Here is a 25,321-nt window from a genome sequence, read left to right as displayed (position 1 = left end):
GTTCAAGCGGGGCTCAAAGCGACCAGCGTACCGTCACCATGGCATTGCGCGGATCGCCATACTGGTTGATGCCATAGACCGTGTTGGTGCCGATGCTCTGATAGTACTTCTTGTCGAAAACGTTATTGATGTTCAGGCGGATATCGACATGCTCCGAGGCTTTGTAGCTGGTCATCAGGTCGACCAGGGTGTAGGCCTCTTGTTCGATGCGGAATTTGCTCGTCGTGTCATAAAAGTTGGTGCCCTGGTTGTAGATGGTGTTCTGCCGATACACGCCGCCACCGATGGTCCAGCGATTGAGATCGCCGGGCAGCTGGTAGGTGGTGAAGGCCTTGAACACATGGCGCGGGATATCGGTGTCGTACAGGCGACCCTTGTTGTCCGGGTTGGAGTCCTTGGTGTATTTGACTGAGGCGTAGGTGTAGCCGGCCCCCAGTTCCCAGCCCGGGGCCAGGGATCCGTTGATTTCCAGCTCGATACCTTGGCTGCGGACTTCGCCGGCGGCTTCATAGCAGGTGGTGCCTGCCGGGGTGCACTGGTTGGGGCTCACTTCCTTGGCGCGGTTTTCCTGGTCGATGCGGAAGATCGCCGCGCTGGCATTCAGGCTGCCGTCGAAGTACTCGCCCTTGATACCCAGTTCGTAGTTCTTGCCTTCGATGGGCTTGAGGGCGTTGTTGGAGGTGTCGAGTTCGGTCTGCGGCTTGAAGATGTCGGTGTAGCTGACATAGACCGAGTGATGTTCGTCCAGGTCATAGATCGCCCCGGCGTAGCGGGTCAGGTGCCGCGTTACCTTGTTGGGCAGGCTGGAGGCATACGGCCTGCCGTTCCAGGCGGTGGTGACGTCGTATTTGTACCAGTCCAGGCGGCCGCCGAGGATCAGCTTGAGGTCGTCGGTGAGGTTCAGGCGCGTGGTGACATAGGTGCCTTCCAGCTCGCTGGTGCGGTGCTGCGTCCAGGGGTTGGCGCTCATGTCCGGTTTGGGAATGCCGCTGGGGTTGTTCAGGTCGGTATGGGTCTCCAGGTCGATGGGCAAGCCCTTGCCGTTGAACGTCAGTTCGCGCTTGCTGGCGCCCACCACCAGTTCATGGGTACGGCCGAACAGCGAGAACGGCCCGGTGACATAACCGTCGTAGCTGCTTTGCTTGTCCTTGTAGTCGTACCGGCCGATGTTCTGGCCGAACTCATTGTAGTCGGGGCCCATGCGCTCCGGGATGGAGCCGAGCATGCTCAGGTCGGACCAGCTCCTGCTGGCGGCCAGGAGCATTTTCCAGTTGTTGGCGAAGCGGTACTCCAGGCGGGTGAACGCCGTGGTGTTGTCCTGGTCCCAGTATTCCCAGTCGCTGCCCAGGTAAGTGGAGCGCTTCAGGTGCAGGTCGCTGCCGTCCTTGGCCACGGGCAGGCCGCCCCAGGCAGTATTGTTATTGGCGTTCTGGTTGGAGATGCCGAAGGTGAAGGTGGTGTCTTCGTTCAGGTCGGCCTCGGTGATGCCATAGAACACCGAGCGCTCGGAGCTGGTGAAATCCTGGAAGCTGTCCTTGGTCTGGTAGGCGGTGACTATCCGGCCACGCAGGGTGCCACTGTCGTTCAAGGCATTGGAGGCGTCGAATTCGGTGCGGTAGTTGTCCCAGCTGCCGGCGCTGCCGGTGAGGGTGACCCGCGGGGTGGCGGTCGGGCGCTTGCGCACCATGTTGACCGCCGCCGAAGGGCTGCCGGCCCCTTGCATCATGCCGGTGGCGCCACGCACCACTTCCACCCGGTCGAAGATCGCCATGTCGGGGGTGGAGTTCATGTCCCGGCTGAGGTAGTGGCTCAAGTCATTGGGCAAGCCATCGGTCATCAGGTTTTCGATGGCAAAGCCGCGGGAGTAGAAGGTCGGCCGCTGCGGACCGTCCTTGGTCATGGAAATGCCCGGGGTGCTCTTGAGCACGTCCTCCAGGGTTTTCATGTTCTGGTCATCCATGCGCTGGCGAGTGATGACCGTGACCGATTGCGGCGTTTCCCGGGCCGTCAGGGCCAGCTTGCTGGCGGTCTGCATGGCCCCGGTGGTGTAGGAACCGGTGTCCTCGGTGGTCATGCCCAGGCCCTGGGCGGTGATGGTGCTGGCCCCCAGTTCCAGCGAGCCTGCGGAAGCTCGGTTGAGAATGGTCACCGAGTTGCCCTTGAGGGAATAGGCGACCCCCGTGCCATTGAGCAGCACCGCGATGGCCCGCTCCGCCGAATAGCTGCCGGTCAGCGCGTTGCTGCGCTTGCCTTGCACATCGTCAGGGCTGTACAGCACTTGCAGGTTGGCCTGGCGCCCGAACTCCTGCAGGGCCGACGCCATGGATTGCGAAACGATGTTGAAATGGACTTCCTGGGCCTGGACTTGCGCCATCAAGGGCAGGGTCAGGGCCAGGCCCAGGGTGCGCGAAGCCATTCTCGGCGAGAACGCCTGGCAAAGGAGGGCTTTGGCCAGAGGAGTCAGTCGATGTTGTGCGGGCATGCTCATGTGCTCTTAGAAGTCCGGCAGATGTAATGATTGTTAATGCTAGTAATTCTCAGTTCTGTCTGTATGACGCACCAGTGGCCATAAACCGGAAACAATCACGCCGGTTGCAGATCAGTGATGACTTTGCCGGCCTTCATGCGCACCAGCTGGTCGGCGATATCGAAGTAACGGTCGTCGTGGCTGATGACGATGATGGTCTTGCCCAGGCGCTTGAGGTCCGGCAGCAGCTCGGTGTAGAAAATCCGCCGGAAGGCCGGGTCCTGGTCCGCCGCCCATTCGTCGAACACCAGCACCGGGCGCCCTTCGAGCCAGGCGTTGACCAGGGCCAGGCGCTTGCGCTGGCCGGTGGATAGGTCGGTGGTGGTGAAGGCGCCATCCTTGACGCTGACCTTGTGCGCGATCTCCAGGCGGTCCAGGTACTGGCTGGCGCTGTCCAGGGACTGCTGGCCGCCGCCCTGGACCAGGTCGTCGAACAGGTAGTAGTCGGCGAACACGGTGGTGAACAGCTGGCGGTAGTCGTCCCGGGCCAGGTCGGTCACGGCCTCGCCGTTCAGGCGTATTTCCCCGGCCTGGGGCTGGTACAGCCCCAGCAGCAGCTTGATCAGGGTGGTCTTGCCACAGCCGTTCTCGCCGACGATGAATACGATGTCGCCCTGCTTGATGTCCAGGTTGATCGGCCCCAGGTGGAACGGCTCGCTGCCTTCCACCGCGGGCGGGCTGTAGCTCACGCCACGCAGTTCGAGGCTGTGCACCACGGGTTTCGGCGCCTCGGTAGCGTCCAGCAGCAGGTGGGGTTCGGGGGAAGAGAAACGCTCGGACAGCTCGCTGATGCGGCCGAAGGCGATCTTCGCCTTGCCCACCACCGGCAGGTAGGACACCAGGTTTTCCAGCGGGCCTTTCATGTACAGCAGCACCAGCACGAAGCCGGTGATCACGGTCGGGTCCGGGTTCGGGTTGTAGGCCTGCATGGCCAGGGCCAGGCCGATGACCACGAAGAACAGCATCGAGCCGAAGGTCTTGGCCAGGATATAGATGTTCACCGAACGCACCTGGATCGAGGCGATGCGGTCCGCGGTTTCCCGGATCCGGTGGGTGTTCATCCGGTAGCGGCGCGGGCGGTGCATGCGCAGTTCCTTGGCGCCCGAGGCAATGGCGTTGTAGTAGCGCTGCAGCTCGTCTTCCTGGTCGCGGGCCAGGTCGAAGCCGCGGATCCCTTTGCCGCCGGCCACGTACTGCACGCTGATGCCGATGATGATGGCGACCACCATCATCAGGAACATCGGCACCGACAGGTACGCCAGGTAGCCCAGGCAGCCGAGGGTGACGGTGGCGGCGATGGCCAGCGGGGTGAAGGCGAAGGAGAAGTCGCTGATGGTGTCGACGTCGTGGGTCAGCACCGGGATCAGGCGGTGGGAGCGGTAGCGCTCGATCTGGGTGATGGGCGCCGAGAGCACTTTTTCCCCCAGGTCCTTGCGCAGGGCGGCGATGATCCGCTGGCCCACGTAGTTGGTGCCGATATCCGAGACGATCGAGCTGGTCAGCGCCAGCAGGCACAGGGCGGCGAAGGTCAGCACCACGCCCTGGGTCATGCCGGTCGCCGAGTGCAGGGCGTTGTTGATAGTGGCCAGCAGCAGGGTGATGGCCAGGCCGCCTACCATGCCCAGGGCAACGGAAATCACCACAGTGGTACGAAAGGGTCTGAGCAGGGCGAGCAGTCCGTGAAAGGCTCCGCGCTTGGGGTCGGTCATAAGGGGTTCCCGGCAGTGAATGAGGGGTCGAGGCACAAAGACCCGTACTCATGACAGACGAACCGTTGGCGGGAGTATTTAGCGCGGCCGTGGGCGTGGATAAATTGCCCGGCGCCTGATTCGTTCTTGTTTTGCAGGTGCACGCGTAACGACGTCGTGCCTGGCCCATTCAGCGAGAGCGAGCAAATGACGAAAAAGAATCTGGTGTATGTCTGGTCCCTGAGGAACGCGGCGGCCGACAAGGCCGGGCAGCCGGTGGCCTACAAGGATCACGAGCGCTACATGAAGTCGGTGCTGGAGTTCCTGGTGGAGACGCTGAACCAGACGCCCCTGGGCGACGCTTATAACCTGGTCGGGGTGGTGTATGACGACGACGAGCAGTCGCCACGGGACCAGCAACTGGTGAGCGACTACGGCTTCGCCTATCAGCCCGGCCGGCAATGGCTGTACCCGGCGGACCTGCGCGTGCAGGGGCGCCTGGTCAATGAGCTGCTGCTCAGCGTGCCGTCCACCTATCGCCGCCATCCGCGCGGTTCGGCCGAGCACATCGCCGGCAAGCAGGATTTCGAGCGTCGCCTGCACGACACCTTGGTGGAACTGAAAGCCGACATCGTGGTGCTCGACGGCCTGCTGGTGATCCTCGACGAGCTGGTGCGTCCGGGCGCGCCTTTCGCGCGGCGGATCATGAACATCCATCCGGGTATCACCCGCCTCGAATCGCCTTACGAGCGCCGCGGTGCCTATGCCACCTGGAATGCGCTGTACGGTGCCCGGGGGCAGAAGGTGGTGGACTGGACCACCCGGGAAACCGAGCCGGTCGAGCCGCTGTACATGACCGGTGCCTCGTTCCACTACGTGGACAACGGCATTGATTCCGGCGAGGTGTTCCACGACGTGCTCAACACCGAGATCGCGCCCGAGGACACCATCCTCGAACTGCGCTGGAACAACTTCAACAACAGCCTGTTCCCGGCCTTGCATGAAGGCCTGGCGCTGCTGGCCGAGACGCTGCGCGAGCAGCCGGTTGGCGAATCCCGCGCCGGCGCCTGAGGCTCGCGGCGGTCAAGCGCGGCATCGCGCTTGACCGCCGTCGATCGGCCTCTTATTTGTGGCCGGTGCCAGGTTGTTCCAGCTCACGGGCTACGCGAAAGCCCAGGAAGTCGCCGCGAACCTCGCGCTTGCGGCTGTTGCGGTTGCCCGAGCGGGAGAACACCGGGGCCTCGCCCCAGTCGTTGCCGCGAATCTGCGCGTCGAGACACACGCCGCCCGAGTCTTCCATCCAGGCACTGCCATCGGTGGGCGCGCCGACATAGTCGGGGTGCCAGCAGTCGGCGACCCACTCATAGACATTGCCGTGCATGTCATACATGCCGAAGGCGTTGGGCGGATAGCTGCCCACCGGGGAGCTGTAGCTGTAGCCGTCCTTGGGGCCGTAGGTGTTGGCGTGCTTGCTGATCTGGTACTGGCCTTCTTCATCGAACGGGAAGGGGAAGGAACCGGTGCTGCCGGCGCGTGCGGCGTACTCGCGTTCGGCCTCGCTGATCATCCGGTAGTGCTGGCCGGTCTTCTTCGACAGCCACTGGGCATAGGCCTGGACCTCGGCATAGTCGACGCAGACCGCGGGCTGGCGCGGGCCTTGTTGATAACGCGGCTTGCTGGCCTGGCACAGGCGGCCGGGCCGGTCGTCGCCGTCCTTGATCACCGTGCCGGTCTCGCGGATGTAGGCATCCAGCTCGCCGGCGGTCACGTGGAAACGGCTGATGGCGAAGGGCTTGCTGAAGGTCACCTTGTGCAGCGGGCCTTCGTCGGGTTCCCTGCCGACCTCGCCTTCGGGGGAGCCCATGACGAAGCTGCCGGCGGGCAGCACCACCATTTCCGGGCAGTTCTTGCAGTCCTTGAACACGCTGCCGGGCTTGGCGGGTTCGGCGGCCTGGGCGGTGAGGCTGACCAGGCAGCCGAGCAGCGCGGCGAGTGAGGAGCAGGCGATAGGTTTCATTATCAATAACCTTGTGCGATGTAGAGAAAAGAGGTGGACGAGGGCTCAGGCGGTCTTGCCGCCACGCAGTCGCTTGCCCAGCAGGTCCATGGCGCGGTCGATATCCGCCTCGCTGTTGAGCAGGCCAGGCGCCATGCGCACTACGGGTCCCGCGTCGCGGTCCACCGCATCCACCAGGACGCGGTTCTCGATCAGCCAGGCGGCGGTGGCGTCGGTGTCCAGGTTCGGGCCACGGAAGAAGGTGAAGCCGGCGGACAGCTGCGGGCTCAGGGGCGTCACCAGCTCGATGCCTGGCAGTTCCTGCAGGCGTTGCTTGAGGTAGCTGTTGAGTTGGTGGATGCGCGCCTGGACGTTGGCCTTGCCCAGTTGCATGTGCAGTTCGAACGCCTGGTCCACGGCCCAGCGGTGTTCGAAGCTGTGGTAGCCGCCAGGGGTCATGGTGGTGGCGAAGTCCTGGTTCTCGGAGAAGGTCGCCACCATCGGCGTCAGGTGCTCAAGCTTTTCCGAACGCGAGCAGAAGATCCCGGTGCCCCGCGGGCCGAACATCCATTTGTGGGTGCCGGCGACGAAGAAGTCGCAATTGAGGTCGGCAAACGTGACGTCCTCCACCCCCAGGCCGTGGACGCCGTCGACGCAGTAGAGAATCCGCTCGCCCTCGTCGCGATTGCGGTTGTGCTGGTCCACCAGCTTGCCGATCTCGCCGATCGGCAGCTTCACGCTGCTGCCCGATTGCACCCAGGTCATCCCCAGGACGCGAGTGTTGGGGCGGATGCTGCGGTCGATATTGCCCAGCACCTCGTCGATGGAGACCTGGTGGGGCGACTTGAACAGCTCGATGGTGCGCACCTGGGTGCCATCGCGCTGGGTGCGGTACTTGAGTGCGTTACGGGTCGAGTAGTGTTCATGCACCGTGGTCAGTATTTCCTGCCCGGGGCGCACGTGGATGCCGCCATACATCATGGCCAGGCCTTCGGTGGTGCTGCCGGTCAGGGCCGCCTGGGCGGGCTTGATCTGCAGGTAGCGGCCGACGCTCTCGCGCACCTGGGCCTCGTGCTTCCAGGTGTACTGGGTGTCGTAGTCCATGGCCATGGCCGGGTTGCGATCCAGCACCGCGCGGTACTGCTCGATGGCCTCGCGCACGGGCCTGGGGTGCGAGGTGATGAGGAAGTTGGCCAGGTGCACATAGTCCGGGTCGAGGTCGAACAGCTGGCGCAGTTGGGCCCATTGCTGGGGGCTGGTGGCGGGCGTGGCGGCGGCCCGGGCCTGGCCGATGGCGAAGCTGCCCAGGGGCAGGGCGGCGGCCAGCAGGCCCGCGTGCTTGAGGAAGGTCCGGCGATTGGTCACGGGAGGGTTCTCGTTCAGGGTTCGGTCGGTCATGGTTCAGTCGGCGACGGCGGCGTGTTCGGTTAAGGCATGTTCGACGGCACGATCGATGGCGTGTGCGGCAGGTTGCGCGGTGGGTTGCGCCGGCTTGGCGAGTTGGCGCACCTGTTCCCAGACGCGCAGGTAGTTCTCGCCCCAGAGCTTGGCGATCTCGATGTCGGTGTAGCCGCGCTGGATCAGCTCGGCGGTGACGTTGCGGTTGTCCGCCACGCTCATCCAGCCGTTGACGCCGCCGCCCTCGTTGAAGTCCGAGCTGATGCCGACGTGATCGATGCCGATCTTTTTCACCGTGTAGTCGATGGCGTCGACATAGTCCTTGAGGCTGGCCTTGGGCTCTTCTTCAAGGATGCCGTACAGGGCGCTGGCGTACTCGCCGAAGCGTTGTTCCGGCCAGATGGTGATGACCGAGTCACCCGGCATCAGGGCGTTCTCCAGGCCGGGCAGCGGGGCCAGGTCGAAGCGCTTGCGCAGGGCGTTGAGCTTGTCCAGGGTCGGCTGGCTGAGGGGCCGCAGGTAGGTGGAGAAGCCCACGACCTGGACCACCCCGCCGGTGGCCTTGATGACCTGCAGTTCCTTGTCGCTGAGGTTGCGCGGGATGTCCACCAGGGCCCGGGGCGCGGAGTGCGAGGCCACCAGCGGCGCGCGGGTCAGGGCCGCGACATCGTCCAGGGCCTTGCTGGACATCTGCGAGACGTCGATCACCACCCCCAGGTCATTGAGTCGGTGCACGGCCTGCTTGCCGATCGGCGAGAGGCCGCCGAGGGCGTCCCGGGTGTCGTTGAAGAACGGCAGCGGGCGCGAGGAGTCGGCCCAGTCGTTGTTGCCCACATAGCTGAAGCCGAACAGGCGCATGCCGCGGGCGGCCCACTTGTCCAGCTGGTCGAGGTCGTCGCCCATGGCATAGGCATTGAGCAGGCTGACCACCACCGCCAGCTTGCCTTCGGAGGCGATGCGGCGCAGGTCGGCGGGGGTATAGGCGATGGCTACCTGGTTGGGGAAGTCGCGTACCAGGCCCTGGATGATCCGGTAGCGGGTCTCGCGCTGGTGCCGGGCTTCTTCGACGAAGCCGGCGGTGGGGCGGTGCGGGGCGTTGGGGCCGTTCCACATTTCCGGCCAGGCGAGAATGCTCAGGGCCACGCCGGACATCCTGCCGCGACCGGCCTTGACCAGGTCGAACTGGCGATGGGTGTCCTTGTCCGCCTCGGTGCCTTCGGTACCGAAATCCAGGGGCACGGTGACATGGCTGTCGAAGGAGATGATGCGCTCCTGCAGGTCGTTGGCGCGCTTGACGATGTCGCTGGGGTAAGACACCCGGCCTTTCCAGTAGTAGTGCCAGGCGGCCCCGGTACCGACACCGAGTACGGCGACAATAAGTACCAGCAGGCTCAGGTAGAGGGTTTTCTTACCAGGTAATTTGATCATTGCTATCCCAGTCGCAGGCGGGCTGATGACGGGGTCGGGGCTGCAAGCGCGGTGCTTCCAGGTCCGACCTTTTGTGTACATCTATCCGCGATAAACGAGCTGGCCGGCGGCAAATTTAGCGGCCCGGGAGTGGCTCGCCGGTAAATTTCCGAGCAAATCCAACGTTCTAGCTAGATGCGTGACGCGCCACTGGATATAGGTAGAGCGATGAGGTTTTCGAGACGAGGATTTTTGACCGGTCTGGCGGTGACGGGGGCGGCTATTCCTGTGGCGCTCTACACCCGCAAGGAGTTGCAGCGCCAGGACGTGCGCCGTCAGGAAGAGCTGGAAATCACCCCGGGGGAAGCCAAGCTGGAAGTCGCTCTCGATCCGGGCGTGCGTCTCGCCGATCACCTGCGGGGCATCTGGGACATCGAGTTTCTGGACGCCCAGGCACCGCTACCGCGTCGCGGCTGTGAGCTGGTGCTCGATGTCGGTCCGACCGGGCGCGGCCTGCGTGGCTTTCTGGGGCGTCCGCAAAGCCTGCGCGGTGACGGTCCGGTGGAGTTTCGGGTGCAGGGCGAGCTGGCGGCGGTGGACGCCGCGAAATTGTGCTGGCGGCTGTTCGCCGCAGGCCAGATCGGCGGCGCGCCCAGCCATGAGTGCCAGGTGGTGCTCGACGAGGTCTGGGCGAGCTGGGGCAATGCCGGCAGCGGCACCCTCAGCGGCAGCCTGCAGTCGTTGCAGGCTTCGCCCCTGGCGCCGGTCTCCGCGGTGCGCTTCGTGGCGCGTAAGCGGGCCTTTCCCGCGGCTCGGGAGCAGAACGGCCTGAGCCCCGAGTTGCTGGCCTGGCTGGTGTCCCCTCAGCATCGCCTGTTCCACCAGCTCTGGCATGCCTCGCGGGATCGCTGGCATTCCTTGCCCAAGGACAAGCAAAACAGCCTGCGGGGGCTTGGCTGGCAGCCGGGACCGCTCAAGCACGAGCGCGATGCCCGTGGACGACGCAAGCATCGCAACGCCTCGGGAATCGACTTCCTCTTCATGCACCGGCACATGCTGTTGCAGGCCCGTTCGCTACAGCCGGACCTGGTGTCCTGGCAGCAGCTGCCCTTGCCGTCGCCGCGCCTGGAGCAGGATCGCCAGGGCTTTATCCGCTACTACGAAAACCACGACGGCTGCTCGGTGCCGCCGGCCTGGATCGCCGACGACGATGAAGAGTTCACCCGCTGGCTGCATGGCTTGAAGAGCGACGCGGCCTTCTATGGCAATTTCCAGGTCTGGGAGTCGCAGTACCAGGACCCCGAATACCTCAGCCGCCTGACCCTGGGGCAGTTCGGTTCGGAGGTCGAGCTGGGCCTGCATGACTGGTTGCACATGCGCTGGGCCGATGTCGCCCGGGATCCTGCCAACGGCATGCCGGTCATGGAAGCCCGGGTTTCCTCGGACTTCGCCGGACGCTGGTACCTGGCGCAGAACGACTTTCTCGGCGACCCGTTCTCGTCCCATGTGCATCCGATGTTCTGGAAGTTCCATGGCTGGATCGACGACCGCATCGACGATTGGTTCCGCGCCCATGAGCGCTTCCATCCCGGTGAAGTGCTGCGTCGCGAGGTCAACGGTGTGCCGTGGTTCGCGCCCGGGCGCTGGGTCGAGATCGACGACCCCTGGCTGGGGGCCTCGACCCATGGCTGCGGCCCGCTGGGCAACGTGCCTGGCGAGATGTCGCTGGAGATGGACCAGGAGGTCATGAAGCTGGCCCTGCGTATCGCCCTGAGCCGTGACGAGGAGGTGCCACAGCTGCTCAAGCGGGCACCGCGGCGGCCCTGGTACGCCCAGCACCTGAAGTTGTGAGCCGGTAAGGCCGCGGCGCGGGTCCTGTCGCAGGGCCCGCGCCGTTGTGTTTTCTGGAGCGCTTTATTGGGAGACTCTGTTATTGAGAGGCTCTTTATTTACAGGCTCTGCGTTCAGAACCTCTTGGTTTCGAGCGTCTTCCAGCCACCGCCCAGGGCTTTGTACAGGGCAATGCTCGACTGCACCCGGGACAGCCGCAGTTGCACGTTCTGGTCCTGGGCGGCGTACAGGGTGCGCTGGGTTTCCAGCACGGTGAGCAGGTCTTCGGCGCCAGCCTGATAACGGCTCTGGGCGATCTCGAAGGCCCGCTGCGCCTGATTCAGTTCTTCGCCTTGCCATTGCCGCTGCTGGTCCAGGCCGCGAATGCTGTTGAGGGCCTTTTCCACATCGGCGAAGCCATTGATGATCGCCCCGCGGTAGCTTTCCAGCAGTTCCTGCTGGCGTGCCGTGGCCCTGTCGCGCTCGGCGCCCAGGCGGCCGTTGTTGAAGATCGGTGCCACCAGCGCAGCGGTCAGGTTGTAGAAGGGGCTGCGTAGCACGTCATCGAACGTGTTGGCGCCGGAGCCGAGGTTGGCGGTCAGGGTCACGTTGGGCAGCATCGCCGCCCGTGCCACCCTGACATCGGCCCGGGCCGCTGCCAGCCGGGCTTCGGCGCCGGCGATATCGGGGCGGCGGGCCAACAGGTCGCTGGGCACTCCGGCATCGATGTCCGGCCAGTTCAGTTGGGCGAAAGGCTGGTCGCTCAGGGTCAGGCTCTGCACTGGCCGGCCGAGGAGGGCGGCGAGGGCGATCAGGGCTTCTTCGGCCTGTTGCCGGACCTGCGGCACCTGGCGCTGCTGGGCCGCCACCAGGCTTTTCTGCTGGGCCAGCTCGAGGGCGGTGGCCGAGCCCGCGTCGTAGCGGGTCTGCACCAGCCTGAGCACGCTCTGCGCATTGGCCAGGTTGAGCTCGGCAATCCGGCTCTGTTCCCGCAGCGACAGTACCTGGGCGTAACTGTTGGCCACGCCGCTGAGCAGGGTCAGTTCCACGGTGGCCCGGTCGAACTCGCTGGCCTGCAGGCCCAGCAGGGCGCTGTCCCGGGCGGCGCGCTTGCCGCCCCAGAAATCGATTTCATAGGTGGCGCTCAGGCCGGCATTGAAATAGTCCACGGCCTTGTTGTTGCTGTTGGTATCCAGCTGGCTGTAGCCGCTGCCCCGCAGGAGCTTCTGCCGGTTGGCGTTGAAGGTGCCGTTGACGGCGGGCAGCAAGGGCGCGCCGGCAATGACGGCGCTGGCCTGGGCCTGCTGGACCCGGGCCATGGCCGCCGCCAGGTCGTGGCTGCCGGCGCGGGCTTCGGCGATCAGGCGGTCGAGTTCCGGGCTGCCGAATTGCAGCCACCAGCGTGGATCTTGCTGGCGCGGCGCGAGGCTGGTGGCGGAGTGCCAGGCGGCGGGGGCTTGCAGGCCGCTGTCCGGGCGCGGCGCCGGGCTGCTGCAGGCGGCCAGCGCCAGGCTGGCGGCCAGGAGGGTCAGGTGCACTTTCATAGGTCGATCATTCACTGGTAAGGGCCTTGACCGGATCGAGCCGGGCAGCTTTGCGGGCTGGCATGAAGCCGAAGGTGACGCCGGTGATCAGAGCGCAGCCGAAGGCCCCCAGTATCGCGGCCAGGGAGAAGGCCACTGCCACCTCGCTGAGGATCAGGATGCCGCCGATGATCAGCGCCACGCCGATCCCGGCCAGGCCGCCGACCACCGAGAGCATCACCGCCTCGGTGAGGAACTGGCGCAGGATGTCGCGCTGGCGGGCGCCGGTGGCCATGCGGATGCCGATCTCCCGGGTGCGTTCGCGCACGGTCATGAGCATGATGTTCATCACCCCGATGCCGCCCACCAGCAGCGAGATCGCGGCGATGGCGCCGAGCATCAGCGACAGGGTGTTCTGGGTCCGTGCCTCGGCCTGGATCATGGCGGCGTTGTTGGTCAGTTCGAAGTCGCGTTTGCCGCCGTGCATGCGCAGCATCAGTTCGTCGATTTCGCGTTCGGTCTGCTTGACCCGGCTGGCATCGGCGGCGGCGATCGCCACGTACTGCGGGTTGTGGTCGCCGAACAGGCGGATGCTGGCGGCGGAGTAGGGCACGGCGATGCGGTCGTCGCTGTCGCTGTCGCCGGAACTGGCGCCCTTTTCCGAGAGCACGCCGACCACCTGGAATGGCACGTTCTCGATCAGGATGTATTGGCCGATGGGGTTGGCCACGTCCTTGAGGAGTTTTTCCCGGACCTTGTGGCCGATCACCGCCACCGCCGCTGCCGAGCGTTCGTCGGCGTCGCTGAAGTAGCTGCCCTGGGCCACGGGCCAGTTGAAGATCTCCGGGAAGTTGGTGTCGTTGCCACCCACATAGCTCATGTAGTCGGCGTTGCCGAAGCGGACCCCGGCCTTCGCGCCGTTGACCGGCATGATGCGTTTTACCTGGGGCAGGTTGGCCAGGGCCGCGACGTCGTCCAGGGTGACGATGCCCTCGGGCGTGCGCGGGTTGGGCGAGTAGCCGCTCAAGTAGATGATGTTCGAGCCGAAGGCGCCCATCTGCGCCATGACCTGGCGTTTGCTGCCTTCGCCCACTGCCAGCATCACCACCACCGAGGCCACGCCGATGACGATTCCCAAGAGGGTCAGGGCGGTGCGGAAACGGTTGATCCACATCACCCGCCAGGCCGCCTGCACGGCATCCACCAACTCGCCTTTCCAGGCGCCGTTGGGTTCGCTGCCGTCGGCCAGGCGCTGGCGCAGGTCCACTGCCTGCAGGGCGCCGCTGTTGGCGCTGGCCTGGACCTCGGGGTGTTCGTCGGCGGTGTCGCTGATGATCTCGCCGTCGCGGATTTCGATGATGCGCTTGGCCCGCGCCGCGACTTCGCGGTCGTGGGTGATGAGGATCACCACGTGGCCCTGGCTGGCCAGTTCGTCGAGCAGGCTCATGACCTCGGCGCCGCTGTGGCTGTCGAGGGCGCCGGTGGGTTCGTCGGCGAGGATGATATGGCCGCCGTTCATCAGCGCGCGGGCGATCGACACCCGCTGCTGCTGGCCGCCGGACAACTGGTGCGGGCGGTTGCCGGTACGGCTGGCCAGACCCAGGCGGTCGAGCAGGGCGGCGGCGCGGGCGTGGCGCTCGGCCGCCGGGGTGCCGGCATAGATCGCCGGCATCTCGACGTTTTCCTGGGCCGAGCCGGACGCAATCAAGTGGTAGCCCTGGAACACGAAGCCGAAGGCCTGGCGACGCAGCCAGGCCAGTTCGTCGCTGTCCAGCCGGGCGACGTTTTCCCCGGCGAACAGGTACTCGCCCGAGGTCGGGCGGTCGAGGCAGCCGAGGATGTTCATCAGCGTCGATTTGCCGGAGCCGGAGGCGCCGACGATGGCGACGAACTCGCCGGCGTGGATCGACAGGTCGATGCCACGCAGTACGTCCACTTGCGGCGTGTCGCCGCCGCCATAGGATTTGCGGATGCCCTTGAGGTCGATCAGCGGGGTTTGCATTCAGCCTCCGCTGCTTTGCGCGGGACCGATCAGCAAGTGATCGCCTTCGGCGAGGCCGTCCAGGATCTGGATGTGCAAACGGTCGCTGATGCCGACCCGTACCTTGCGCTCCTCGATCGAGCCGTTTTTCGCCACCACCCGGGCCAGCTGGGCGCCGCCCTCGGTGCTGCCCTGCAGGGCGGCGATCGGCGCGGTGAGAACGTCCTGCGCGCGCTCGGCGACAAAAAACACCTGGGTGGTCATCTCGGCCATCAGCGCGTTGTCGGCGTTATCCACATCCAGCAGCACGGTGTAGAGCACCACGCGGCCGCTGCCGCTCTTGCTCGAACTGTTGGGGCTGCCGCTGCCCTGGCTGCTTTCATTCAGCGGCTTGGGCGGGATCGGCAGGATCTGCCGCACGGTACTGGTCCAGCGCCGGGCGCCGCCGCTCAAGGTGGTGAAGTAGGCGGTCATGCCCGGCTTGACGTGGCCGATATCGGCTTCGGAGACCTCGGCCCAGACGGTCATCGGCGACAGCCGGGCGATGCGCAGGATCAACGGCGTCTGTTGCTGGGCGTTGAGGGTCTGGCCTTCGCGGGCGTCCACCGCGACCACGGTGCCGGACATCGGCGCGTAGATCCGCGTATAGCCCAGCTCGGCCTGGTCGCTGCGCAGGCTGGCCTGGGCCTGGCGGATCTGTGCCTGGATCATGTCGATCCGCGCCTGGGTGGCCTTGAGTTCGGCGCGGGCGGTCTGCACGTCTTCGTCGCGGGTCGCGCCGCCGGCGGCGAGGTTCTGCTGGCGCTGGTACTTCTGTCGGGCCAGTTCGTTCTGTGCCCGCTGCTCTTGCAGCTGGGCCTGCAGGTTCTCGATGGAGAAACGGCTGGCATCGAGCTTGGCCTGCTGGGTAGCGGGGTCGATCTCCACCAGCAGCTGGCCTTCCTTGACCGGGTCGCCGGCCTCGACGTGGATCTTGCGGATCTGCCCGGACGCCTGGGCGCCGACATCCACGTAACGCCGCGGTTGCAGGGTGCCCAGGGCGGTCACGCTGCTTTCGATGGTGCCGCGGCTGACTTGTACGGTGGCGAGCTGGTCGCGCCCCGGCGGCAGGAACTGCCAGGCGGCGAAGGCAACGACAGGAATCAGACACAGGGTGACAAGCAGGGCGCGTCGGGTATGACGGGGACGTTTCATGCAGGGTTCCGGCCAATGGAAGTCGGCCCGTCGTCCGGCCTGGCCCAGGGGGTGGGCAGGGCTGGAGGCTGCCGCCAGAGCGACAGATACGGGGAGCTGTCAGGTAGACGAGAAGCGCCGGAGGGAATTTAAGTCATGACACATGGCGTTACAGGTGCGGGGTTACAGGTTAGGCGACGAAAATAAAACCGGCGAATCGACACAGCACTTTAAATCTATATGAGAATTACTATAAATTACACCACTTCTAAACTGCCATCATCGAATCGCCTGCCCAGGGGCGGAGTGCCAGTTGTGCTCAAGGACAAAAGCCGCGTATCGCGGTCGGGAGTCATGTTGGAAAACTACTATCGCGAGCTGGTGTGTTTCCTCAACGCCAAGCTGGGCAACCTGCAGGTGGCCGAAGATGTGGTGCATGACGCTTATGTGCGGGTGCTGGAGCGTTCCAGCGACACGCCGATCGAGCAACCGCGGGCCTTCCTCTACCGTACGGCGCTGAACCTGGTGATCGACGGCCATCGGCGCAATGCCTTGCGCCAGGTCGAATCCCTGGATGTGCTGGACAATGAAGAGCGCTTCTTCAGCCCCTCGCCACACACTAGCATCGACCATGGCCAGCGCCTGGACATGCTGCAACGGGCGCTGGCGGAGCTGCCGGCGCTGTGCCGGGAAAGTTTCCTGCTGCGCAAGCTCGAAGGCCTGTCCCACCCCGAGATCGCCGAGCGCCTGGGGATTTCCCGCAGCCTGGTGGAGAAGCACATCGTCAATGCGATGAAACATTGCCGGGTGCGGGTCCGGCAGTGGGACGCCCATTGATCCTTCTTTGTTAAATTTTTTTTCACTGTCCTCGTTCCTACTCAACAGACGACCTGCTGCCTCGCCATGGGCCGATCAGGTCACCGTCGATTTCTCCCCGCGTTGAGGGATTTATCCAGAGGACACTGGAAATGACACAGGCAATTGCATCGACCATCGTTCACGACCTGATCGGTATCGGTTTCGGCCCCTCGAACCTGGCGCTGGCTATCGCGCTGGAAGAACGTGGCCAGATTCAGGGTCCGCTGGACGCGCTGTTTCTCGACAAGCAGGCCGACTACCGCTGGCACGGCAACACGCTGGTGGCCCAGAGCGACCTACAGATTTCCTTTCTCAAGGACCTGGTGACCCTGCGCAACCCGACCAGCCCGTACTCCTTCGTCAACTACCTCAAGCACCACGGCCGCCTGGTGGACTTCATCAACCTGGGCACCTTCTATCCGTGCCGCATGGAGTTCAACGATTACCTGCGCTGGGTCGCCGGGCACTTCCAGGAGCAGAGCCGCTACGGTGAAGAAGTACTGGCCATCGAGCCGGTGCTGCACAACCAGCAGGTCGAGGCGCTGCGGGTGATTTCCCGCGACAGCCAGGGCCAGGAGTTCGTCCGCACCAGCCGTTCGGTGGTGGTCAGCCCTGGCGGCACGCCACTGATCCCGGACACCTTCAAGGCGCTCAAGAACGACGGCCGGGTGTTCCACCACGCGCATTACCTGGAACGCATGGCCAGCCAGCCGTGCGCCAGCGGCCAGCCGATGAACGTGGCGATCATCGGTGGCGGGCAGAGCGCCGCCGAGGCCTTTATCGACCTCAACGACAGCTTCCCTTCGGTGCAGGTGGACATGCTGGTCCGCGGTTCGGCACTGAAGCCGGCGGACGATAGCCCGTTCGTCAACGAAGTGTTCTCGCCGGCCTTCACCGACCTGGTGTTCCAGCAGCCGAGCGGCGAGCGCGAGCGCCTGGTCCACGAGTACCAGAACACCAACTACTCGGTGGTGGATGTCGACCTGATCGAACGCATCTACGGGATTCTCTACCGGCAGAAAGTCTCCGGCATCGCGCGCCATGCCTTCCGCACCCTGACCACCGTGGAGAAAGCCACCGCCACCGCCCAGGGCGTCGAACTGGTGCTGCGCAACACCTCCACCGGCGAGCTGAGCACCCGCCACTACGACGCGGTGATCCTGGCCACCGGCTACGAGCGCCAGACCCACCGTGCGTTGCTGGCGCCGCTGGAAGCCTACCTGGGCGACTTCGAAGTGGATCGCAACTACCGGGTGATCACCGACGAGCGCTGCAAGGCCGGCATCTACACCCAGGGCTTCAGCCAGGCCAGCCACGGCCTGAGCGACACCTTGCTGTCGGTGCTGCCGATCCGCGCCGAGGAAATCGCCGCCTCGCTGTACGAGCACGACAAAGGCCGCCACAGCCGTTCGGTGCGCGACCTGCTGCTGGCCACCGCCAGCTGATTGCCCGGGTAACGTTGTAGGAGCGAGCTTGCTCGCGAAAAAATGGCCCGGCTTGCACGCTCCGTCGACTACTCCGACGCCTCGCGAGCAAGCTCGCTCCTACAGGATCGCGTTATCGTTGTAGGCGCGAGCTTGCCCACGACAGGGGGCATGAGGTCCCCGCATTTCCTGCCTTTGGGGCCTGTCCGTGGCCCCTTCCTGAACCTTCGCTGAAGAACTTTTCGATTCCCCCGCCAGCGCCTTGCCGTCGATTTACTCTGCAAAAACCGCGGCGTAAGCTTCGCGCGTTTTCCATCAAGCGGAGACCCACAGTGGGTACTTGTTCGAGTGACAGTAGTCGGCCGGTTTCGATAACCGGCACCTTCCCGGCAAGATAACGCGCCCGCTTTTTGTGCCGTTGTCTCGCCATGACAGCGAGCGGCGGCTTCCCGATCGTGGCCTTCAGGGCCCGTTCCCGATGTCCCTCTCATCGACACTGCAACAGTGGGTGATGCCCGGCCTGGCGCCGCATCACCGCGCTACGGCTGCGCCTGTTTGCGCGGCCGGCGAACCAGACCTGGCTGTGAGTCTCCCGGCGCCGACCGTTAGGGGACACACCATGAACCTCACCCTGCTCAAAGAGTTTTTTGCCGGCTTCCTGCGGACCCGGCACTTCGCCCGGCACTTTCGCCGCCTGGCCTTGCTGGAGAGCTTCAGCGACGCCAGCGTCAGCCGCGACCTGCCGCCGAGCCTCGCGCACACCCTGGTGGCCGCGGCCAACGACAATGCCACGGACCTGCTGCAACGCCTCGGCAGCCACACCGATGGCCTGAGCGAGGCCGAGGCCCAGGCCCTGCGCGAGCAGCATGGCCTCAACGAGGTCGAGCACGAGCAGCCGCTGCCGTGGTGGACGCACCTGTGGCATTGCTACAAGAACCCCTTCAACTTGCTGCTGACCCTGCTGGCGGTGATCTCCTGGCTGACCGAAGACATGAAGGCGGCCACGGTGATTTTTTCCATGGTGGTGCTCTCCACGCTGCTGCGCTTCTGGCAGGAGGCCAAGTCGAACAAGGCTGCCGATGCCCTCAAGGCAATGGTCAGCAACACCGCCACTGTGCTGCGGCGCAACGTGGTCGACGCCGCGCCGTCGGTGTTCGCCCGGCTGCATGGCGCGGCGGTGGCCAGCCAGGGCCAGCAACGCCTGGAACTGCCGATCCGGCAACTGGTGCCGGGCGACCTGATCCAGCTCTCGGCCGGCGACATGATCCCCGCCGATTGCCGGGTGCTCAGCGCCAAGGACCTGTTCGTCAGCCAGGCGGCGATGACCGGCGAATCGATGCCGGTGGAGAAATTCCCGCGCCAGCAGGACGCCGCCACCCTCAACCCGCTGGAGCTGGACAACATCCTGTTCATGGGCACCAACGTGGTGTCCGGCGCGGCCACCGCGCTGGTCCTGGCCACTGGCAACGCCACCTATTTCGGCGCCCTGGCGCAGCGGGTCGGGGCCACCGACCGGGCACCGACTTCGTTCCAGAACGGGGTGAACAAGGTCAGCTGGCTGCTGATCCGCTTCATGTTCGTCATGGCGCCGCTGGTGCTGTTCATCAACGGCTTCACCAAGGGCGACTGGATGGAGGCGCTGCTGTTCGCGCTGTCGATCGCCGTGGGCCTGACTCCGGAAATGCTGCCGATGATCGTCACCTCGACCCTGGCCAAGGGCGCGGTGTTCCTGTCGCGCAAGAAAGTCATCGTCAAGCGCCTGGACGCGATCCAGAACTTCGGCGCCATGGATGTGCTGTGCACCGACAAGACCGGCACCCTGACCCAGGACAAGATCTTCCTCGCCCGGCATGTGGATGTCTGGGGCGAGGAGTCCGACGACGTGCTGGAAATGGCCTACCTGAACAGCTACTACCAGACCGGCCTGAAGAACCTGCTGGACGTGGCGGTGCTGGAGCACGTCGAAGTGCACCGCGAGCTGAGGGTCGGCACGGCGTTCCAGAAGATCGACGAGATTCCCTTCGATTTCAACCGGCGGCGCATGTCGGTGGTGGTGGCCGAGAAGGAGCGTGCGCACCTGCTGATCTGCAAGGGCGCGGTGGAGGAGGTGCTGGCGGTGTGCACCCGGGTGCGCCATGGCGCCGCCGAGGAAATGCTCAGCGACGAGCTGTTGGCGCGGATCCGCCAGGTCACCGCCCAATTCAATGGCGAAGGGCTGCGGGTGGTGGCCGTGGCCGCCCGGCCGATGCCCCAGGGCCGCGACAGCTACAGCCTGGCGGACGAGCAGGGGCTGACCCTGATCGGTTACGTGGCCTTCCTCGACCCGCCCAAGGAAAGCACCGCGCCGGCCCTTGAGGCCCTGGCCGCCCATGGCGTGGCGGTGAAGGTGCTGACCGGCGACAACGAGCTGGTCACGGCGAAGATCTGCCGCGAAGTCGGCCTGGAACAGCAGGGCCTGCTGCTGGGCAACGACATCGAGCGCATGAGCGATACCCAGCTGGCCAAGGCCGTGGAAACCACCAATGTCTTCGCCCGGCTCACACCCTCGCACAAGGAACGCATTGTCCGCCTGCTCAAGGGCAACGGCCATGTGGTCGGCTTCATGGGCGACGGCATCAACGACGCGCCGGCGCTGCGCACCGCGGACATCGGCATTTCGGTGGACAGCGCCGTGGACATCGCCAAGGAAGCGGCGGACATCATCCTCCTGGAGAAAAGCCTGATGGTGCTGGAGGAGGGCGTGCTGGAAGGCCGGCGGACCTTCGCCAACATGCTCAAGTACATCAAGATGACCGCCAGCTCGAACTTCGGCAACGTGTTCTCGGTGCTGGTGGCCAGCGCCTTCATTCCGTTCCTGCCGATGCTGCCGATGCACCTGCTGGTGCAGAACCTGCTGTACGACATTTCCCAGATCGCCATTCCGTTCGACAACGTCGACGAGGAAATGCTGGCCCGCCCGCAGCGCTGGCAGCCGGCGGACGTCGGGCGCTTCATGCTGTTTTTCGGGCCGATCAGTTCGATCTTCGACATCAGTACCTTTGCCCTGATGTGGTACGTGTTCGATGCCAATACCCCGGACCACCAGACCCTGTTCCAGTCCGGCTGGTTCGTGGTCGGACTGCTGACCCAGACCCTGATCGTGCACATGATCCGCACGCCGAAGATCCCCTTCCTGCAAAGCCGCGCGGCCATGCCGCTGCTGGTGATGACCGGATTGATCATGGCCATCGGCATCTTCCTGCCCATGGGCCCGCTGGCGCACTACTTCAAGCTGCAGGCGCTGCCGTCGCTGTACTTCGTGTTCCTGCCGGTGATCCTGCTGGCGTACATGGCGCTGACCCAGGCGGTGAAGGGCTTTTATATCCGCCGGTTCGGCTGGCAATAAGCTGCGGCTCGCGGCCAGCGCAGCACAAAACCCCTGTAGCCGCTGCCGCAGGCTGCGCCAGGACCGCAGGTCCTCCGGCGTTGGCACGAACGCCACGGCCCTTCGGGCCGATCGCAGCCTGCGGCAGCGGCTACAGGGTCAATCCAACGCTTGCCCGATGAGCGCCATCTATCCGTAGGAGCGAGGCTTGCCCGCGATGGGCCGCGCAGCGGCCCAGGTTTCGCGGGCCAACCGGCGATCGCCATCTGCTCGTCATACCCGCCGGTGCAAGATACCCGGCACCCCAGCCGGACTCATCGCGGGCGGTTGGATCGCCGCCCGCTCGCACCGGCAAAGTGCACCTATCCTTTAACGGCAGCCGACCGCCGCGTACTCAAGGACTCCCTTCATGCAAGCACTCCAGAACATCAACCTGACCTCCCTGGTGGACACCCTGGTCAGCCTCAGCGCGGCCTTTATCCTCGGTGGCCTGATCGGCTTCGAGCGCCAGTACCGGCAACGCACCGCCGGCCTGCGCACCAACGTGCTGGTGGCGGTGGGCGCGGCGATTTTCGTCGACATGGCCAACCGCCTCGGCGGCGCCGAAGGGGCGGTGCGGGTGGTGGCCTATGTGGTGTCCGGCATCGGTTTTCTCGGCGCCGGGGTGATCATGCGCGAGGAGGGCAACGTGCGTGGCCTGAACACCGCGGCCACCCTCTGGGCCTCGGCGGCGGTGGGCGCCTGCGCCGGCGCCGACCTGATTCTCGAAGCCTTTCTCGGCACTTTGTTCGTGCTGGCGGCCAACACCCTGCTGCGACCGATCGTCAACAACATCAACCGCCAGCCGCTGGATGTGATCTCCGCCGAGGTCACCAATATCGTCTATGTCATCGCCCATCGCTCCAAGCAGAAGGCCGTGTTCGCCCTGCTCGAAGCGGAACTGGAACGCAGCAACTACCCGGCCAGCGACATCGATGTCCATGCCTTCGGCAACGACGACGTGGAGATCGAAGCCACCCTGGCCACCACTTCGGTGGACGGCGACGAGCTCGACGCCCTGGTGGCGCGCCTGTCCACCTCGGCCCTGGTGGAGCAGGCGTTCTGGAGCCCCAGCACCACCGAATAAAGCGCCCGTGCAGGGGGCTTTCCTGGGAGAAATTTCTTGTGCGCGGTAATTTTTGGGAATTGTCTTAAAGAGTCGGCCTGGGGCCATCGGATAGTCTGTCGGGCCTCTGTGTTCAACCGATAGTTGCCACGCCGATGCCCAACAAACGCTTGAGAATATTGATTGCCGATGCGTCCCGGGAACAGTGTGGGCGCATCGAGCGTTTGTTGAATGGCCTGGGGTATTTCCGCGTCGCGGCGGTGGAGTCTTTCCGCGAACTGGTGACCCTGACTCACTATTCCTGCGACCCCTTCGAGAACTTCGACCTGTTGCTGCTCAGCGGCGAGCTGGCGTTCGCCGCCGGGGTGGACGCCGGCGCGTTCTGCCAGGGCAACCCGCAGATCCGCCATGCCATGATCTATGGCGGTCGCACCGAACAGGCATTGCCGGTGGTCCTCGGTGCCTCTGCGCTACAGGAGATTCTCTGGGTGCAGGGCGCCACGCAGGAGATCCTCCAGCGCTTCATTGCCCATATCAATCCTCCCGCCTCCTCGGGCAAAGACCGAACCTTCTGAACACTGGAATAGCCCCCCGCAGTTGCTGGGAACAGGGCTTGCGTCGTGCTACTGGAGGTGGACCGCCACCTGGCCAGCGGTTCTCTGATGGCCGCTACCGGGTCGGGCGGGTCTTTTGTCTCCATCCGGAGCGGATAAAAAGCAGGATTCATGGCCGCCCATGGATAGCCGATGAGTGCCGCCGATGTGGGCGGATATCCCAGGAAAACGAGCATTTCGGGCTCGAAAAGTAGGGGAAAGCCGCATTTTAGTAGTTCGGAGTAGGGCTTTTCAGAAAACCCTTAGAGAAAACTATCGGCTGCTCCCCTAGCCTTTATTCATAGGCTTGGAGCCTGTCATCTCAGACTTTTTTCATGGTCGCGAACAAATGCCGAATAAAACGTTACGAATCCTGATCGCCGATGAACAGCATTTTCATCGAATGAAGATCGAGCGGGTGCTGAACCAGCTGGGCTATTACCGGATTGCACCGATGTATCGACTCGTCGAGGTGTTGAACGTCGTGGAATATGGCAGTGAGCCAATGGACTTGCTGATCATCAACGCCTCGCTGGGGTTGCAGGCCCGGCTCGATATCGTGGCGTTTTGCATGGATAACCCGCAGATCCGTCATGTGCTGGTCTATGACTCCGAGCTTCTCGGCGTGCCTTCGATTCCACTCGGTCCGCAGCGCAAGCTGTATATCAGCAGCCTGCCGCTGCCGGACCACGAGACCATCAGCTGCTTGATGGCGGCCATCGACACCGGCCACCGGAGCAAGATCCCGGCGGCCGGAAAGTTTCCCAGCAGTTCCAATGAGGAAGAGATCGCCCCCGATGGCATTCGGTTGAATGCCGTGGTGCGTTAAGGCCTCAGTCCCACGCCGGTGCAATGCCGGCGGGGCTGGTCAGACGATGACCACGCTCCAGATCGGCGATGCGTTGCATGTCTGCTTCGCCCAGGGTCAGGGCACAGGCCTTGAGGTTGCTTTCCAGGTTCGTGCGCCGGGTCGAGGAGGGAATCACCGCATGACCCGATTGCATGGCCCAGGCCAGGGTCACTTGGGCCGGCGTCGCCCGATGCTGCTGGGCGATCTGCTGGATGACCGGGTCCTTGAGCACTTCACCGTAGGCCAGCGTCATGTACGAGGTGATGTGAATCCCCTGGCTTTGCGCGAACTCCACGACCTTGCGGTTCTGCAGGTAGGGATGCAGTTCGATCTGGTTAGTGGCGATGTGCTCGGCACCGACCGCGGCGATGGCCTGCCGCATCAGGTCGATGGTGAAGTTGGAAACACCGATCTGCCGGGTCAACCCCAGTTGCCTGGCCTCCAGCAACGCCGCCATGAACTCTTCGACCGGCACCTGGTCGTCCGGTGACGGCCAGTGGATCAGGGTCAGGTCCAGGTAGTCGGTCCGCAGCTTGCGCAGGCTGTCCTTGAGACTGGGGATCAGCTTGTCGCGGGCGAAATTGGCAACCCAGATCTTGCTGGTGACGAACAGCTCGTCGCGGGGGATGCCGCTGTAGGCGATGGCCTGGCCGACCTCGGCTTCGTTCTCGTAGATCTGTGCGGTGTCGATCGCCCGGTAGCCCAGTTCGAGCGCGGTGCTGACCGAGTCGATGACCACCTGGCCTTGCAGGCGAAAGGTGCCGAGGCCGAAAGCAGGTACAGACATGGATGACTCCAGATGGCAGTGGAAAGGCCACGAGTATCCCGGTCCGCACCCTTGAGAAAAACCGCCGGACAGGCAAAGCAATCTTTACCGCGAATCACGAATGCGCGGGCAGGCACGATCCCTGGTAGGCGCGAGCTTGCTCGCGAGACGTCCTTCCGGCCACCGCTGAGCGCAAGCCGTAGTTTTTTCGCGAACGAGCCCGCTTCTACAGACGCAGAGGCGGTTTCAGCCACGCGCTTCAAGAATCATGCAGGTGGTGGAGCCGGTGGCGTACAGGCGGCCATCGACGTCGTAGATCCGCCCTTCGGCCAGGGCGGTGGAGCGGCCCAGGTGGACGATCTTGCCTTCGGCACGGATCGGCCCGCTGCTGCCGGTCAGGGCCCGCACGTAGCTGATGCGCAGGTCCAGGGTGGTGTAGCCCTGGCCCTTGTTCAGGCGGGTATGGATCGCGCAGCCCATGCAGGAGTCCAGCAGGGTCGCGGCATAACCGCCATGCACGCTGCCCAGCGGGTTGTAATGGCGGGCATCCGGGGTGCCCTGGAACACGAATTGCCCGGCGGACCATTCGATGGGGATGAAGTCCAGCAACGTGCCGATGGGCGGCGAGGGCAGTTCGCCGTTGCCGATGCCGTCGAAGAATTCGGCAGGGGAGAGGGCGCTGACCTCGGCCAGGGACAGGCTGCCCGGGCCGGCCAGGCGCGCGCGCATGGCCTGTTCCTGGGCAATCCACTGGGCCAGGGTGGCTTCTCGTGATGGGCTTTGCATGGGCGTTTCCTCACTGGGCGGAACAAGATGACGAGGAAAATATTATGTTCGA

18 protein-coding genes are annotated in these 25,321 nt (G+C 64.6%); 8 read left to right on the top strand and 10 right to left on the bottom strand.

The genetic code is table 11. The features are described 5' to 3' along the window. Positions 1–13 precede the first annotated feature (13 nt). Both AC07Y9_RS25260 and AC07Y9_RS25255 read right to left on the bottom strand, forming a co-directional pair. Complete coding sequence (locus AC07Y9_RS25260) at positions 14–2,488, bottom strand: TonB-dependent siderophore receptor (RefSeq protein ID WP_102680623.1); 2,475 nt, start codon at positions 2,486–2,488, stop codon at positions 14–16. 95 nt (positions 2,489–2,583) lie between these two features. Continuing rightward, positions 2,584–4,236, bottom strand: coding sequence for a cyclic peptide export ABC transporter (locus tag AC07Y9_RS25255; RefSeq protein WP_102680624.1), 1,653 nt, complete (start codon positions 4,234–4,236; stop codon positions 2,584–2,586). A 186-nt stretch (positions 4,237–4,422) separates the two neighbouring features. Between AC07Y9_RS25255 and AC07Y9_RS25250 the strand changes: the two genes are divergently transcribed. Further along, positions 4,423–5,286 (top strand): formyltransferase family protein, encoded by an 864-nt coding sequence (locus tag AC07Y9_RS25250; protein ID WP_102680625.1) that lies wholly within the window; start codon positions 4,423–4,425, stop codon positions 5,284–5,286. A 52-nt stretch (positions 5,287–5,338) separates the two neighbouring features. Here AC07Y9_RS25250 and pvdO read toward each other — a convergent pair whose 3' ends face one another. The 3 genes from pvdO to pvdM are packed head-to-tail and all read right to left on the bottom strand — an operon-like array spanning position 5,339 to position 9,037. Further along, complete coding sequence (gene pvdO / locus AC07Y9_RS25245; RefSeq protein ID WP_009044809.1) at positions 5,339–6,232, bottom strand: dihydropyoverdine dehydrogenase; 894 nt, start codon at positions 6,230–6,232, stop codon at positions 5,339–5,341. Between the two features lie 45 nt (positions 6,233–6,277). Further along, positions 6,278–7,576: a pyoverdine-tailoring periplasmic protein PvdN gene (pvdN, locus tag AC07Y9_RS25240; RefSeq protein ID WP_102680668.1), complete on the bottom strand. Its 1,299-nt coding sequence runs from the start codon at positions 7,574–7,576 to the stop codon at positions 6,278–6,280. Between the two features lie 36 nt (positions 7,577–7,612). Beyond that, the gene (pvdM, locus tag AC07Y9_RS25235; protein WP_102680626.1) at positions 7,613–9,037 is read right to left on the bottom strand and encodes a pyoverdine-tailoring dipeptidase-like protein PvdM; all 1,425 of its coding nucleotides are present in this window, start codon (positions 9,035–9,037) and stop codon (positions 7,613–7,615) included. Between the two features lie 207 nt (positions 9,038–9,244). On the opposite strand from pvdM, the gene pvdP reads away from it, so the two are divergent. Next, a complete protein-coding gene (gene pvdP, locus AC07Y9_RS25230; protein ID WP_102680627.1) occupies positions 9,245–10,867 on the top strand; it encodes a pyoverdine maturation tyrosinase PvdP in 1,623 nt (540 codons plus the stop codon). 113 nt (positions 10,868–10,980) lie between these two features. Here pvdP and AC07Y9_RS25225 read toward each other — a convergent pair whose 3' ends face one another. The 3 genes from AC07Y9_RS25225 to AC07Y9_RS25215 are packed head-to-tail and all read right to left on the bottom strand — an operon-like array spanning position 10,981 to position 15,544. Further along, complete coding sequence (locus AC07Y9_RS25225) at positions 10,981–12,390, bottom strand: efflux transporter outer membrane subunit (protein ID WP_102680628.1); 1,410 nt, start codon at positions 12,388–12,390, stop codon at positions 10,981–10,983. A gap of 7 nt (positions 12,391–12,397) precedes the next feature. After that, positions 12,398–14,371 (bottom strand): MacB family efflux pump subunit, encoded by a 1,974-nt coding sequence (locus tag AC07Y9_RS25220; protein ID WP_102680629.1) that lies wholly within the window; start codon positions 14,369–14,371, stop codon positions 12,398–12,400. Then, complete coding sequence (locus AC07Y9_RS25215; RefSeq protein ID WP_102680630.1) at positions 14,372–15,544, bottom strand: efflux RND transporter periplasmic adaptor subunit; 1,173 nt, start codon at positions 15,542–15,544, stop codon at positions 14,372–14,374. Between the two features lie 333 nt (positions 15,545–15,877). Here AC07Y9_RS25215 and AC07Y9_RS25210 point away from each other — a divergent pair, with 333 nt between their 5' ends. The 6 genes from AC07Y9_RS25210 (at position 15,878) to AC07Y9_RS25185 (ending at position 23,696) form a co-directional block, all read left to right on the top strand. Further along, the gene (locus AC07Y9_RS25210) at positions 15,878–16,360 is read left to right on the top strand and encodes a sigma-70 family RNA polymerase sigma factor (protein WP_037004888.1); all 483 of its coding nucleotides are present in this window, start codon (positions 15,878–15,880) and stop codon (positions 16,358–16,360) included. A gap of 131 nt (positions 16,361–16,491) precedes the next feature. Further along, positions 16,492–17,826, top strand: coding sequence for a lysine N(6)-hydroxylase/L-ornithine N(5)-oxygenase family protein (locus AC07Y9_RS25205; RefSeq protein WP_102680631.1), 1,335 nt, complete (start codon positions 16,492–16,494; stop codon positions 17,824–17,826). Positions 17,827–18,424: 598 nt separating this feature from the next. After that, entirely contained in the window at positions 18,425–21,190 is a 2,766-nt protein-coding gene (mgtA, locus tag AC07Y9_RS25200) for a magnesium-translocating P-type ATPase (RefSeq protein ID WP_102680633.1), read from the top strand. 388 nt (positions 21,191–21,578) lie between these two features. Continuing rightward, entirely contained in the window at positions 21,579–22,295 is a 717-nt protein-coding gene (locus AC07Y9_RS25195; RefSeq protein WP_007927856.1) for an MgtC/SapB family protein, read from the top strand. Between the two features lie 134 nt (positions 22,296–22,429). After that, positions 22,430–22,849 carry a hypothetical protein gene (locus AC07Y9_RS25190; RefSeq protein WP_007927857.1) on the top strand — a complete coding sequence of 140 codons (420 nt, stop codon included), beginning with the start codon at positions 22,430–22,432 and terminating at the stop codon, positions 22,847–22,849. Positions 22,850–23,216: 367 nt separating this feature from the next. Further along, the gene (locus AC07Y9_RS25185; protein WP_102680634.1) at positions 23,217–23,696 is read left to right on the top strand and encodes a hypothetical protein; all 480 of its coding nucleotides are present in this window, start codon (positions 23,217–23,219) and stop codon (positions 23,694–23,696) included. Between the two features lie 4 nt (positions 23,697–23,700). On the opposite strand, the gene dkgB is transcribed toward AC07Y9_RS25185, so the two are convergent. Continuing rightward, on the bottom strand, positions 23,701–24,504 hold the full coding sequence (gene dkgB, locus AC07Y9_RS25180) for a 2,5-didehydrogluconate reductase DkgB (protein WP_102680635.1): 804 nt from the start codon (positions 24,502–24,504) through the stop codon (positions 23,701–23,703). Between the two features lie 225 nt (positions 24,505–24,729). Beyond that, entirely contained in the window at positions 24,730–25,269 is a 540-nt protein-coding gene (locus AC07Y9_RS25175) for a PaaI family thioesterase (RefSeq protein ID WP_102680636.1), read from the bottom strand. Positions 25,270–25,321 lie beyond the last annotated feature (52 nt).

This window comes from Pseudomonas sp. GW456-L12 (assembly GCF_059424045.1).
This window is presented reverse-complemented; position numbering and strand designations above follow the sequence as displayed.